Here is a 14,621-nt window from a genome sequence, read left to right on the forward strand (position 1 = left end):
GGTATAGGCTTTACTTAAAGGATACAATCATTATAGTCGCTATTACATTATCGCGTGTTTTAGTGGTTATGTTATCAGCTGCAACTAGGGAGTCATTCATTGAGTTATCAGATACAGGCAATAGGCGCAGAGCACGATCATGCACTACGTTTAATTATCGAGAGTGTGGGTGCTGAATATGGCGCAATCGGTGAAGGTTTTGGCCCCTCGGATGAGGAGGTTAAGTGTATGAGCAAACACTATCAAGAGGATAATAAAAGTCTCTACTTGGTAGCTATAATCAATGGTAAGGTTGTCGGTGGTTGTGGTATCGCCCCTTTCATTGAGCAGCAAGGCGTCTGTGAATTACGCAAGTTATTTCTTATACCTGAAAGTCGTGGCTTAGGTATTGGCAAGGCGCTCGCACAGGCTTGTCTTGATTTTGCTAAACATAACGGTTTTCAACGCTGCTATTTAGATACCCTAGCAACGATGCAATCCGCTATCGCGTTATATATGCAGCTTGGCTTTACCCATTTATCGCAACCGTTCTCGGGACTATTCACGATGGCTGTGACGTTTGGATGATTAAAGATATTTAATGGAAAGGGGGCGGGATGCGTCTATTTATTATTTTATTTTCTGCCCTTTACATTTCTCTTTACATTTCCTATGCCGGTGCCGCTTGCCCTGCTGTTACGTGGCAGGAAACGGTCACCCTAAAAAAAATCAATGATGGCGATACGGTCACCCTTAGTGATGGTCGTTTAGTGCGCTTTATTGGTATTAATACACCAGAGATTAACCACCGAGAGCGGCATAAATCAGAACCCTTTGCGATTGATGCGAAAATACTATTAGAAAAGTATATTAATAAGGGGGATAAGTTACACCTTGTTTTTGATAAACAAAGACAGGACAAATATGGACGATTGCTCGCCTATGTCTATAGTAAGACGGGACGCAATCTAGCTTTGTTACAATTGCAAGCAGGATTAGCGGAACAATGGGTGGTTGCTGGTAACGACCGCTTTTGGTCATGTTTTCAAGGTGCGGAAAATCAAGCGCGGGCCGCTAAAAAAGGGATTTGGTCAAGTTTTACCCCCTTAAGTGCTACTGATTTAAAAAAGAGCGATCAAGGTTATCTCTATGTTACGGGGAAAATTAGCAATATCAGTGAAGATAGTAAAAATATCCTATTGACCTTAGATAACCATTTAATGGTGAAAATTAAGCGTGATCGCCTGCCATTATTTGCTGGAATTAATTTTTCACGACAACAATCTCTGCTGTTAAGGGGACGGTTGACTCTCTTTAAGGGGAAACCCTATTTAGCGCTTTATCACCCTGTACAAATATTGCACTAGTCGTTTGGATAGAGAATGAATTTTTATATTTTCGTTGCTAATTGCTGTAAATAAGTAGTTATATAAAAAATTAACACTGTAAATCTGTTTATATTTTGACTATCATCACACTCTTTTTTTGTCCTTTCATACAATGGAATTTAGAAATGTCAGATTTACGCCAACAAGCGCTTGATTATCATGCTTTTCCAAAACCCGGGAAAATTAGCATTGAAATAACGACGTCAGCTGAAACTGCTGATGATTTGTCGCTAGCATACAGCCCCGGTGTGGCAGAGCCCGTTCGTGAAATAGCGGCTAATCCAGATGACGTCTATAAATATACTGCAAAAGGTAATTTAGTGGCCGTTATTACGAATGGCACAGCTATTTTAGGCTTGGGTAACTTAGGGCCGCTTGCTTCAAAACCGGTAATGGAAGGCAAGGCGCTGTTGTTTAAACGTTTTGCGGGCCTTGATGCAATTGATATTGAAGTAAAGCATCGTACATCTGAAGAGTTTATTAATACCGTTGCTAATATTGCAGATACCTTTGGGGGGATTAACCTTGAAGATATTAAAGCGCCAGAATGTTTTGAAATTGAAAAAGCATTAAAGGCGCGCTGTAGTGTCCCTGTTTTTCACGATGATCAACACGGTACTGCGATTGTAACCGCCGCAGCGATGATCAATGCATTGGAAATTCAAGGTAAAAAAATTGAAGAAGCCAAAATCGTTTGTATGGGTGCTGGGGCCGCTGCAATTGCCTGTATGGAGCTTTTAATTAAATGTGGTGCGCTGCGTGAAAAGATTTATATGTTAGATCGCAAAGGGGTTATTCATACCTGTCGTGATGATATCAATGAATATAAAAGACGTTTTGCAAATAATACCGACCAACGTACATTGCAAGATGTGATGAACGGTGCAGATGTTTTTGTTGGTGTATCCGGGCCAAATGTTTTATCGGCTGAAGATGTTAAATTAATGGCTGCAAACCCAGTCATTTTTGCCTGTTCAAACCCTGATCCAGAAATCAATCCAGAATCAGCACACTCTGCACGTGCGGATCTTATTATGGCGACGGGGCGCAGTGATTATCCAAACCAAGTGAATAATGTTTTATGTTTTCCATTCATTTTCCGTGGTGCACTGGATGTACGTGCGACTGAAATTAACGATGCAATGAAAGTGGCTGCTGTCCATGCTATTCGTAAAATTGCAAAACAACCAGTACCAGAGTCGGTCCTAAAAGCGAGTGGTTATTCTTCGCTAAGTTTTGGAAAAGGTTATATAATTCCAAAACCGATGGACCCACGTCTACTAAAAGAAGTTGCAGGTGCCGTTGCACAGGCTGCTGTTGATACAGGTGTTGCACAAATTGCATTACCTGACAATTATTTAAATTAAGTGTTCTATATTTCTGCTATTTGTTGGGTGTTGTTAAACGAATAGCAGAAATTGCTATACTATTTATAATTAATTACTGTTCGAATCTCACAGAATACGATTTATTACCTGATGATTTCACTCCTTGCTATAATCAGTACTGGAATCATAAGTTAATAAGTTGTAAATTATTGCGTTTATTTTTTAATACTATTTTGTAAGGGTATTGTATGCTAGGGAAACCTTCATCTCAGTTTGAAGCAAACCATATTGCTGATCCACTATTTCTTCATGCTGAGCATATCGCTAAAGACTTCTCGCTATTTCCAGATAATTCATTACCATCAAATACAGAACATTTAGAAGGCTTGATTGATCGCAAGCGAATTAAATCAAATTTAAAGACAATTAAAAAGTTAGATGTTGATGCTTATATTGCGCGCACAGTTGAACCCGCGGAAGATAATAAACGCCCAGGCGTAAAAAGCATTGTTGCTGGCTTTAATGGTAAAATTGTTACCGAACAAGTCAATGGGGCATTTTATAGTGCAGAAATAGAACTGGATTTTGGTGGCTATAGTCGTCGAATTGGTGTTATTGGCCAAGAGCGTAGTTCTAATAATGGCGCTTGGATGCCTGAGCACCATTTAGCGGCCAGCAAAGCAATCCGAAAATTTGCCGATTTATCAATGCCGATTGTTTATCTGATAGATACCCCTGGAGCGGATGCTGGTGAAGTCGCTAATAGTCAAAACCAAGCGCATAGTATTTCTCAAATGATCACAGAAAGTGCGAATGTTGACGTCCCGACAGTGGGTATTATTGTTGGCGTTGGTTACTCTGGCGGCGCAATTCCATTGGCAACGGCTAATATTTTACTTTCGGTACGTGATGGTATATTTAATACGATTCAGCCTAAAGGCTTACAAAGTATCGCGCGTAAATATAATTTATCATGGCAAGAATGTGCTCAGTCAGTTGGCGTATCACCTGAAGAGTTATATGAAACAGGTTGTATTGATGGAATCATTGATTACTCTCCTGTGGACCAAGATGAGCGTCAACACAATCTTCAAAAAGCGGTGGTTTCAAGCATCTTATCGATTGAAACGACATCTGTTGAATTCGTGCGTAAATACCCTGATATTTTAGAACACTATAATCGCAGTTTAAGACGCTATTTAGAGCCATCAAGTAAATTGTTAGCGATTGAAAGTGCATCTGAAAATGCACGTCTTGTCGCTAAAAATCCGACAGTACATAATAATGCCTTTGGTACAACTTATCGTTACATGCGTTATTTAACATTACGTTCGCGTATTCGTGCTATTTATAAAGGTGAGTATGGTCGTTTATCTAAGTTAACCATTCCAGAAGGTGATCTTAAAGCTCGTGTAAAAGCAGATCGTAGAGAAGTGTTTGTTACGTGGTTAAATAGCCCTGATAAGCTTATTTACGATGATACCCTCAATAAAAACTGGAAATCATTCTTAGCAAAACGAGAAGATAAAAGTGTTGAACGTAATATCTTCACGAAATTAATTTTGGGTGAGCCACAAGCTAACTACGATAATGCACGTAGTGAATTGTTAATTAATTTAACGTGGTCTTTATATAATCGCTGGAAAAGTAGCGCTGAAAATAACTTTAGAGAATTGATTTCACATCTTGAAGATGAAGTTAATGTACCTGTTACAGACTCATGGCCAGATATCAGTCAGCTGACTACTCTTGATGTGGTTACACACCATGATACAAGAGAGTGTTTCTTGCTGCATTGTCGTCATATGCTTGTATTTAATGCCCTTTATGATAATACCATGGGGAATTTAGCTTCTATTGCAAAAGAAGCAATGGCAACTAAAGAGTTGTCTCGTGAGTCTGTTAGCTCTTTGGTGCGTAGTTCATTAAAAGTGGCTTTAAGTAAAGTGAGTGAAGATGACTATGAGCAGTTATCGTTGACCTTTAACGCATGGCTAAAGAACTTTTCAGAACAAAGTAATCGTGGTGAAACCTTAGCTAAAGTGGAAGAGTGGAAGAGTATTGGTGCTCCGCAAATGAACTCAAGTTTATTTGTTGTCTTAACCTATTTATTCGAAAAAATATTACCTTCTTACTATAAAAGTCGTGAAGATGCTTCGCAGTACAATGGGGCAATTAACCCTGTACGTATTGGTCGCCGCAAAGATTTCTGGAACCGTCTAACAATGGGGTATCAAGATCTTTTAATTCAAGCTGTCTTGCGTAATGAGAAAAATAAAAAGAATAACTCGCATGAAAAGATTATTGAGAAATTCTTTACCAATTTCCAAGAAGCTAATGCAGATTTGATGACCGCAAATTTACTTGAGTTTCCGGGATTCCGTTTATCTATTGAAGAAGCGCTTGATAAAAATATTAAGCCATGTGGGTTAGTAACGGGTATTGGTGAGTTTAAACTAGAAAGCGGTGCTAACCAAAGGGTGGGGATCGCTGTTTCTAACTTATCATTCCAAGCGGGTGCCTTTGATATGGCTAGCGCAGAAAAATTCTGTGCGTTATTGGTTAAATGTGCTGAGCAACACCTACCTGTTGTTGCGTTTATAAGTTCAGGTGGGATGCAGACCAAAGAAGGTGCTGCAGCGTTGTTCTCAATGTCTGTTGTTAATGACCGTATCACACGTTTTATTCGTGATAATGATTTACCTGTTGTTATGTTTGGCTACGGCGACTGTACGGGTGGTGCACAAGCGAGTTTTGTTACTCATCCCTTGGTACAAACCTATTATTTATCGGGTACCAATATGCCGTTTGCTGGACAAATGGTGGTACCTGCATATTTACCTTCAACCGCAACGTTATCGAACTACCTGTCTCGTGTACCAGGCGCAATGGATGGCTTAGTTATTAATCCATTCTCGGATGACCTCAACGATAAATTAATCGATATCGATGAAAATATGCCAGTGCCAGTGATAACCATTGAAGAAACGATTCAACGCGCATTAATGGGCTTTATACCTGTTTGTGATATCAACGTTGATGATTTTTCACAGGCAGATCCACGTGAATTAATGTCGCCAGTGAAGAAAGTTCTCGTCCATGCTCGTGGCTGTACTGCGGTTAAACTTATTCGTAAAGCACAAGATAACAATATTAATGTTGTCCTTGTTGCATCGGATCCGGATATGACATCCGTACCTGCAGATATGCTTGGTAAAGGCGATAAACTTGTCTGCTTAGGCGGTAATACTTCAGATGAGAGTTACTTGAATGCTAGCTCTGTATTGAAAGTTGCTGAATATGAAGAAGTGGATGCATTGCATCCTGGCATTGGGTTCCTATCTGAAAGTCCACAATTTGCCGATTTATGTGTAAGCCATGACATTAATTTTATTGGCCCAAGCATGAACAGTATGCTGACTATGGGGAATAAATCTAACGCAATTAAAACGGCACAAGAAAATGGAGTGCCTGTTGTTCCTGGTAGCCATGGTATCTTAACGGGTGCAGAACAAGCGCTTGATATTGCTAATAGCATAGGTTATCCCGTACTGCTTAAAGCAGTTAATGGCGGTGGTGGTAAAGGTATCTTGGTTATTGAAAAAGCTGAAGATATGTTTGCTGGCTTCAACCAAGTATCGGCCGAAGCGCGTGGGGCATTTGGTAATGGCGATTTATATTTAGAAAAATATATTACTTCATTACGCCACATCGAAGTACAACTGTTGCGTGATAAACACTGTAATACTAAAGTGCTTGGTATTCGAGATTGTTCTGTACAACGTAATAACCAAAAAGTTGTCGAAGAGTCTGCATCGACGATGTTGCCTGCTAAACTTGAAGCAGAAGCGTTAAAGCATACTGAAGCTTTAGCGGATGCTGTTGATTATATGGGTGCGGGTACGGTTGAATTCATTTATGACTTAGACCAAGATGCTATCTACTTTATGGAGATGAATACACGTCTACAAGTTGAGCATCCAGTAACAGAGGCAACGTCTGGTATTGATATTGTTAGTGCACAATATGCGATTGCTTCAGGTGAAAGTATTGCAGATATGCAACCAGGTAAAATAGGTTATGCCATCGAAGTGCGTGTAACGGCAGAGAAAGCGGCCCTTGATAATAATGGTGTGATGCAGTTATTACCTCATCCAGGTAAGGTCGTTGAATATGTAGTGCCTGAGCAAGATGATGTTGAAGTTATTTCCATGATTGCCGAGGGTAAAGAAGTATCGCCATATTACGACAGCTTAGTCGCACAGTTTATCTGTCACGGCAAGGATCGTAATGATACGGTTAAGAAGTTACTTAAATTCTTAGATAATATTGTCATCAAAGGGATTGCAACCAATATTCCTTTATTACAACGTATCTTAAAAGATGAGGCCTTCTTAAAAGGCGTTTACGATACCACTTATTTACCTAAATTTATGGCTAAACTAGACCAGCAAGTGATGATTGCCGAAATGGAAGCGTCAGCTTCTACGGGTGGTGAAGATTGATCTATCCGTGTTGATGGTAGTAATGAACTTAAAGTGATTGCACAAAGTGCAGGTATTTTCTACCGAGCATCTTCGCCTTCTGAGCCAGATTTTGTATTGGAAGGTGATATTGTGACTGTGACAAAAACATTAGGTTTAATGGAAGCGATGAAGATGTTCTCACCAGTAACATTAGATAGCTTTAATCGTCAAGATGCCGTTTTATATGATCCTGAAACTAAATTCCGTGTCGAGCGTATTATCAACGCCAACGGTCAGCAAGTTTCAAGTGGTGACTTGTTATATATAGTAACGCCCTTATAAGGTGTAGCTTATAATAAAAAAGCCAGTCGATTGACTGGTTTTTTTTTGAATAAAAAGTAATTTTCGCTGAGACGAATGTAATGAATATTGATATTCCTTTAATCTGTAATGATGCAATACTAAGCGCAAAAGCAAAGTTATTACGTGAAAAATGGGGCTTTTTAAGCACCCGTAATGACCATTTTCAATTACATCTTTTACCCGACCATCTTGCCCTAGAGCAAGTTGATGATGCTAAGCAAGGCTTAGTTTTTGTCGATTTTGTATCAGGGGCTGTTGCTCATCGCCGTAAATTTGGTGGTGGTAAAGGACAATCCATTGCCAAAGCCATTGGTTTAAAGGCGGGTGTGCAGCTTGATGTGATTGATGCGACGGCAGGACTTGGGCGAGATGCCTTTGTATTAGCATCTCTGGGCTGCAATGTCACCTTAGTTGAACGTTCTCCGGTGGCTGCTGCTTTGCTGGAAGATGGATTAGAGCGAGCTTATATGAATGTCGAAATTGGTAGTTGGATGCAACAACGCATGCGCTTGCATTTTGGCTCTGGCTATGAATATTTACAACAGCATGAAACGGATGTGGTTTATTTAGATCCGATGTTCCCACACAAAAAGAAATCGGCATTAGTTAAAAAAGAGATGCGCGTTTTTCAAGGTGTCGTCGGGGCGGATCTAGATGCGGATAATTTACTTGAAGTTGCGCTAAATGCAGCCCGTTATCGTGTCGTTGTAAAACGTCCCGATTACGCGCCCTATTTAAATGACAAAAAACCGACTATGACCATTAAAACTAAGAAAAACCGCTTTGATGTTTATGTGAAGAAGGCTATCCCTACTATTAAATAACCTAAACGGAGGATCATCAACATGTTGTACCCCTCCGTTGGTATTAGATGATTGAAAGTAGGCAATACATTGGTGATACTCTGCTAACGAAAATTTTATTGTCGATATTTAGATGTTTGATATCTATTTCCCTAAATTAGTTCTGCAGTTATTGAGTAGTTAAGCTAACATTAATCCATGTATTTTATTTATACCATTCCGCATAATATTGTGGTCAGGGCTTGTTAAGGAAAATGATGGAGAGCAAGGCGTATGATTGAGTAATAGCAGGCTATTACGATTGAATGCAACGCAGCTATCTATTATTTTAACCAACAAAATAGATCAGATACTTATACGGATTGGTATTAATTAATAGCGCTCAAAGGAACTGAAAAATGAAATGGATAGGTAATATAAGTATCATTCAAAAACTCGGCTTAGTCATCCTACCACCACTACTAGCCAGCCTGGTTTACGGTCTAATTTTACTTAATGATAAGTATCAGTATCGTGAAGATTTATCAAGGGTTCAGTCATTAAGCCTATTATCAGTTAAAAATAGTAATTTGGTTCATGAATTACAAAAAGAACGAGGAATGAGTGCAGGCTTTATTGGTTCTAAAGGTAAGGCATTTGCTGATAAGCTGCCAGCCCAACGAACATTGACGAACAAGGTCCGGGATTCATTTAATCAGTTTCTATCTACCCATATTTTACCTGTTGGTTTTCAATCTGAAATATCTCAGGTGCAAGAGCAGCTGGCGATATTGCCATCAGTGCGTCAACAAGTTGATGATTTATCTATATCGGTTGCAGATGAAGTTGCTTATTATACGAAGCTAAATGCTATTTTATTAAGCATTGTTGATTTGACTGCTAAAAGTGGTGCAGATCAATCTATCGCGATAAAAGCGGTTGCTTTTAGTGCATTTTTACAAATGAAAGAAAGGGCGGGTATTGAAAGAGCGGTTTTGAGCTCTACTTTTGGCCAAAATGGTTTTAAAGTAAACACCTTTACGCGCTTTGTCACATTAGTTGCTGAGCAAAATAGCTATCAAGAGCGCTTCTTAGCCCTTGTAGCTGATGAGTTAAAACGCGATTACCAAACATTGCTAAGCAGCGATGCAATGAATAAAGTAACAATGTTCCGTAAAATTGCGTTATCTCAGGATAGCGTGCAAATCGCAACACAAAATCCTGTGGATTGGTTTACTACATCGACTGATCGGATTGAGTTACTTCGCAAATTTGAAGGTCAATTAGCGGATGATTTAGTCGCTGTTACACTTGCTCAACTTGAATCCTCTACAAGCTCTATGATTTGGCTGGCAAGTTTGTTTTTCGTGATGTTTCTACTCGTTGTTATATTAAGTTTTTCGGTTGCAAGATATCTTCATCAAAACCTTTACTATGTCGCGAGTCGTATTAGTGATTCACGAAGAAAATTCGATTTAAGTGTACGCATAGACCATGAAGGAAATGATGAGTTTGGTGAGTTAGCTACTGCTTTTAACGATATGATGTCGGATTTTGAATCTGTCATTCAAAGTGTGCGTGCTAGTTCAAGTTTGATTATTGATTCGGTTAACCAACTTAATGGCTACACGGGCAAAATGCAAGACGATATTTCCATCGGTTATTCTGAGGCAGAGCAGGTGGCCTCTGCCATGACTGAAATGAGCGCTACTGTTGCCCAAATTGCTGCAAATGCGGTAGAAGCAGCGCAGGCATCATCAAGCGCTAGTCAAGAAGCCAGTGAGGGTCGTATTGAAGTCGACAAAACAAGTGAATCGATAAAATCATTGGCGGATGAAATGGCGCATGCATCTAATTCAATTAATGAATTGGACAAAGAAATACATTCCATTGTCAGTGTGCTCGATGTTATTTCTGGTATAGCGGAGCAAACCAATTTACTTGCTTTAAATGCCGCCATTGAAGCTGCCCGGGCTGGAGACTTGGGACGCGGTTTTGCGGTTGTAGCCGATGAGGTTCGTAATCTTGCGCAGCGAGCAAAGGAGTCAACGTCAGATATTAAAAATATGACTGAGCGATTAAAAACGGGAGCCTCTGTTGCGGTGAAATCAATGGAAGTCGGACAAGTAAAGGCTGAAGAAAGTGTTATAGAAGCAGAAAGGGCTGGAAATGAGTTGACGCGAATTGTCTCTCATGTTTGTGTTATTGATAGAATGAATGAGCAAATAGCAACGGCTACCCATCAACAGTCCGCAGTGGCAGATGATGTTAACCATAATGCACTTAAAATTAGCGATATTTATCAAAATACAAAAGAAATAGCCGATCAAATTAGTTTGCTTAATACTAAGCTTTTATCAGCTTCCAATACGATGTCACAGCAAGTGAGTAAATTTACGTTAAGTTAACCTGATATTGTACTCAGCGATATTTAAAATGTAAGTCTATTGCAGTATATAAATATATTGAAAAGGTGGTCTCCTGTTTCGATCTGAGTGTTGTTTTATAGATAATACTCAATGAAAGGCTTTGGCCTTATCTGACAACCGTTATATTTTGTGCCAAAATATAACGGTATAAATTTTTATTATTCTTCTATAAGTGTCTGTGTTTATACCAATCGGATTAAGTATGTGATCTAAATTTTACGCAGGAAAAATGGCTTAATTTGAGGCGTAAGTTGACGCAAATGGTTGTTCCCTTTGCGAAACTTACAACAAAAAAGTAAGTTATTTTAACCAGTAAAATAGATCAGCTATTTATTCCGATTGGTATTACTATTGCAATTAAAGAATAATTGCCAATGGGAGAGCTGTTATGTCATTGAAATTATTCGTTGTCTTAAGCCTTGTTTTATCATTGAGTTGCATTGCGGGTGAGATCACCATAGATAAAAGAGATTCTGTTATTCGTAACGATATCTTTGATGCCAAAAGGGAACGAGCTGCAGAGTATAAGCGTAATGAAGAACAGAGGCGGATTAATAATCAAGTCTGGTTTTATGAATTACCATTGGGGTGTGCTTTTTTTAAGCGTGCATACCTAATCTACCGCTGTACGGATGGGCGCTACCTTCGAGGTGATGACCTTAATAATAAACCGAGATATCGACAACTCTCACCTGCGGAAGTAGAAACGATTAATGAAAATTAAAAAAAACTTATTTTACGCTTAAATATTATTTGCAGATCGGTTATTCTGCATGCAATACCTTAATATCAAAATTGGAAAACGAGATGATTGTACTAGGACACCAGAACCCAGATTGTGATAGCTTATGTTCAGCTATCGGACTTGCTAGCTTATTTAATAAATTAGGTAAGGAAGCGACCCCTGCTTTACAAGGAGAGCCGAATCCTGAAGCGCTTTTCTTATTAGAACAGTCAGGTTTACCACAACCAGAGATTCGTACCTCTGTTGCAGGTGAAGAGATCTTTATTGTTGACTATTCTGATTGGGGACAGGGCACGGAAGATATGAAAAAAGCAACAATACTTGGTATTGTTGATCATCACAAATTGGGTGACATTACGACATCGACCCCATTAGAGTGCTGGATTTGGCCTGTTGGTTGTAGCGCAACGATAGTCTACAACATGTATAAATTTCATAATCAAACGCCAGATGCGACTGTGGCTAAAATGATGATGGGGGCTATCATCTCTGATACCGTTAATTTCCAAGGCCCAACAACAACGGATATTGACAAAATAGCAGCGCAAGAACTAGCTAAAATTGCCGGTGTTGATGATATGCAAGCCTTTGCTGAAGCGCAATTTGAAGCTAAATCGGATATCAAACTTGTCCCTGCTGCAGAACTCATTCTACGCGATCAGAAAGTATTTGAAATGGGCGGTGAGAAGCTGGCGATCGGTCAATTAGAGTTAACTTCACTGGAAACTGCATTTTCAAAGAAATCAGATATGTTGATTGAAATGGGGCAGTTGCAAGCAGATAAAGGTTTCCATTCGACCATCGTGTTATTAACGGATATTAATAAATTAGATACAACCGCTTTGATTATTAGTAAAGATGCTAACAAGGTGGCAGCAGCACTCAATAGCAAAGTTGTTGATCATGCCATTGAATTACCCGGTGTCGTAAGTCGTAAGAAGCAAATCATTCCTTTCTTACAAGCGGCATTCGAAGCTTAATCATTATATAAAAAAGATAGGGCGAATATCTTCGGGTATTCGCCCTTTTTTATTGCTCTACTTTCAGTTACTCTCACTTTTCTATCTATCGTTTGAGGTTTTTATGCATATTCATATTCTTGGTATCTGTGGCACTTTTATGGGCGGTGTAGCGCTTCTTGCAAAATCATTGGGTTATAAAGTTACGGGCAGTGATAAAAATGTCTATCCACCGATGAGTACACAGCTTGAAGAGCAGGGGATAGAATTAATTCAGGGCTTTGATCCAAAACAGTTAGATATAAATCCAGATCTTGTTGTGATCGGTAATGCCATGAGTCGAGGTAATCCCTGTGTTGAAGCCGTATTAGATAAACAAATCCCCTATATCTCTGGCCCGCAATGGTTATTAGAACATGTTTTAAAAGATCGCTGGGTCTTAGCTGTTGCAGGTACCCACGGTAAAACATCTACGTCTAGCATGCTCGCATGGATCTTAGAGTATGCGCAGATGAAACCAGGCTTCTTAATCGGTGGGGTGCCTGAAAATTTTGGCCTCTCTGCAAGATTAGGTGAAACGCCTTTTTTTGTTATTGAAGCCGATGAATATGACAGTGCTTTTTTCGATAAACGATCTAAATTTGTACATTATCATCCTCGCACTTTAATACTTAATAACCTTGAATTTGACCATGCTGATATCTTTGAAGATTTAAATGCAATTAAAAAACAGTTTCATCATTTAGTGAGAACCGTGCCAAGCAGCGGTCGAATATTTATCCCCAATCAAGACCAAGCATTAATGGCTGTCAAACAGATGGGGTGTTGGAGTGAAGTCGAATATTTGGGGGAAGATTGGTCAACCCAAAAAATTAAACAAGATGGTAGCCTGTTTGCTGTTTATTTAGAGGGAAAAAAACAGGGAGAGGTAACATGGCATTTAATGGGCGACCATAATGTCGCTAATGCACTGGCGGCAATAGCTGCGGCGCGTCACGTTGGAGTAACTCCTGAAATCGCAATAGCTGCATTGACCGAATTTAAAAGTATTAAACGTCGCATGGAAGTAAAAGGTATTGTCAATAATATTACTGTTTATGATGATTTTGCCCATCATCCGACAGCTATTCAGACGACCATCGCTGGACTACGAGCCAAAGTGGGTAAAGAGCGAATTATTGCTGTATTAGAGCCGAGATCAAATACGATGAAAATGGGCGTTCATAAGGAAGCGTTAGTTAATTCATTAGCAATGGCGGATGTTGTCTATTGTTTTGAAGACGCCAATATTGACTGGTCTATCCAAGCTCTTTTTGCTGAGCAAGTACAACAAGTTACTGTAGAGCATGATATTGAAGCATTAATAAAGCGCTTGGTAGACACTACACAATCGGGCGATCACCTATTAATTATGAGTAATGGTGGCTTTGCTAACATCCATCAGAAGTTACTTGATCGATTAAAGGAGGAATAATGGAATATAAAGATACGGTGACATTAGCGGTGACAGGTGCGTCGGGTAGCGGTTATTTTTTACGTTTATTAGAGCAGTTGGTATGTGCAAAGGTTAAAGTTTATTTACTGCTCTCGGAAGCTGCCAAGATTGTATTAAAAACAGAAGTCGGTGAAGATTGGCCTGAAGGTGCTCCAGCAATAAACGACTTTTTAGTTGAACGGTTTAATAGTAAGGAGGGACAAATTACTTTCTTAACGGCTAAAGATTGGTTTTCACCCGTCGCATCCGGTTCATCCGCACCACATAAAATGGTGATATGCCCATGCAGTTGTGGCACATTGGCTTCTATCGCCAATGGTTTATCAAATAATCTTATAGAGAGAGCTGCGGATGTTATCTTTAAAGAGAAAGGGCAATTAATTGTAATGCCAAGGGAGACACCATTTTCTACATTACATTTAAAGAATATGCTTACCTTGTCAGAGTTAGGGGCTACCGTAATGCCATTAGCACCTGGATTTTACCATCAACCAAACTCAATTGAAGAATTACAAGATTTTATGGTCGCGCGAGTGATGGATCATCTTAAGATTGCCCATAGTGTTGCTAAGCGTTGGTGTGAAGAGCAATAAAAATCACAAAAGAGTAATATTAGTGTTATTTTTAACCATAAATATAACCTTTTAATAAATAGTGTTTTTATTTGTAATAAACGCTTGCCAATGT

At 39.3% G+C, this 14,621-nt stretch carries 9 protein-coding genes and 1 pseudogene; all 10 read left to right on the forward strand.

Features of this window, described 5'->3' with window-relative positions:
• Positions 1-99: 99 nt before the first annotated feature.
• Positions 100-567, forward strand: coding sequence for a GNAT family N-acetyltransferase (locus AB2N10_RS16425; RefSeq protein ID WP_369434126.1), 468 nt, complete (start codon positions 100-102; stop codon positions 565-567).
• 29 nt (positions 568-596) lie between these two features.
• Positions 597-1,346, forward strand: a complete 750-nt coding sequence (locus AB2N10_RS16430) for a thermonuclease family protein (protein WP_369434127.1) — start codon at positions 597-599, stop codon at positions 1,344-1,346.
• Between the two features lie 146 nt (positions 1,347-1,492).
• Entirely contained in the window at positions 1,493-2,734 is a 1,242-nt protein-coding gene (locus tag AB2N10_RS16435) for a malic enzyme-like NAD(P)-binding protein (RefSeq protein ID WP_369434128.1), read from the forward strand.
• Positions 2,735-2,943: 209 nt separating this feature from the next.
• Positions 2,944-7,503 (forward strand): annotated as a pseudogene (locus AB2N10_RS16440) (biotin carboxylase N-terminal domain-containing protein).
• A gap of 80 nt (positions 7,504-7,583) precedes the next feature.
• Positions 7,584-8,348 carry a class I SAM-dependent methyltransferase gene (locus AB2N10_RS16445; protein WP_354623448.1) on the forward strand — a complete coding sequence of 255 codons (765 nt, stop codon included), beginning with the start codon at positions 7,584-7,586 and terminating at the stop codon, positions 8,346-8,348.
• A gap of 377 nt (positions 8,349-8,725) precedes the next feature.
• Positions 8,726-10,714 (forward strand): methyl-accepting chemotaxis protein, encoded by a 1,989-nt coding sequence (locus AB2N10_RS16450; RefSeq protein WP_369434129.1) that lies wholly within the window; start codon positions 8,726-8,728, stop codon positions 10,712-10,714.
• 409 nt (positions 10,715-11,123) lie between these two features.
• Positions 11,124-11,459, forward strand: coding sequence for a hypothetical protein (locus AB2N10_RS16455; protein WP_354623451.1), 336 nt, complete (start codon positions 11,124-11,126; stop codon positions 11,457-11,459).
• Positions 11,460-11,542: 83 nt separating this feature from the next.
• Complete coding sequence (locus AB2N10_RS16460; protein WP_369434130.1) at positions 11,543-12,460, forward strand: manganese-dependent inorganic pyrophosphatase; 918 nt, start codon at positions 11,543-11,545, stop codon at positions 12,458-12,460.
• A gap of 103 nt (positions 12,461-12,563) precedes the next feature.
• The gene (gene mpl / locus AB2N10_RS16465; RefSeq protein WP_354623454.1) at positions 12,564-13,913 is read left to right on the forward strand and encodes a UDP-N-acetylmuramate:L-alanyl-gamma-D-glutamyl-meso-diaminopimelate ligase; all 1,350 of its coding nucleotides are present in this window, start codon (positions 12,564-12,566) and stop codon (positions 13,911-13,913) included.
• Entirely contained in the window at positions 13,913-14,527 is a 615-nt protein-coding gene (locus AB2N10_RS16470) for a flavin prenyltransferase UbiX (RefSeq protein WP_354623456.1), read from the forward strand. Before mpl ends, AB2N10_RS16470 begins: the two co-directional genes overlap by 1 nt.
• Positions 14,528-14,621: the final 94 nt, after the last annotated feature.

Source organism: Psychromonas sp. MME1, assembly GCF_041080865.1.
Taxonomy (GTDB): domain Bacteria; phylum Pseudomonadota; class Gammaproteobacteria; order Enterobacterales; family Psychromonadaceae; genus Psychromonas.

Excerpts from the sequence above, each read along its gene's own strand:
- AB2N10_RS16430 (WP_369434127.1), top strand. The coding sequence starts at position 597 with ATGCGTCTATTTATTATTTTATTTTCTGCCCTTTACATTTCTCTTTAC.
- AB2N10_RS16435 (WP_369434128.1), top strand. The coding sequence starts at position 1,493 with ATGTCAGATTTACGCCAACAAGCGCTTGATTATCATGCTTTTCCAAAA.
- AB2N10_RS16445 (WP_354623448.1), top strand. The coding sequence starts at position 7,584 with ATGAATATTGATATTCCTTTAATCTGTAATGATGCAATACTAAGCGCA.
- AB2N10_RS16450 (WP_369434129.1), top strand. The coding sequence starts at position 8,726 with ATGAAATGGATAGGTAATATAAGTATCATTCAAAAACTCGGCTTAGTC.
- AB2N10_RS16455 (WP_354623451.1), top strand. The coding sequence starts at position 11,124 with ATGTCATTGAAATTATTCGTTGTCTTAAGCCTTGTTTTATCATTGAGT.
- AB2N10_RS16460 (WP_369434130.1), top strand. The coding sequence starts at position 11,543 with ATGATTGTACTAGGACACCAGAACCCAGATTGTGATAGCTTATGTTCA.
- mpl (WP_354623454.1), top strand. The coding sequence starts at position 12,564 with ATGCATATTCATATTCTTGGTATCTGTGGCACTTTTATGGGCGGTGTA.
- AB2N10_RS16470 (WP_354623456.1), top strand. The coding sequence starts at position 13,913 with ATGGAATATAAAGATACGGTGACATTAGCGGTGACAGGTGCGTCGGGT.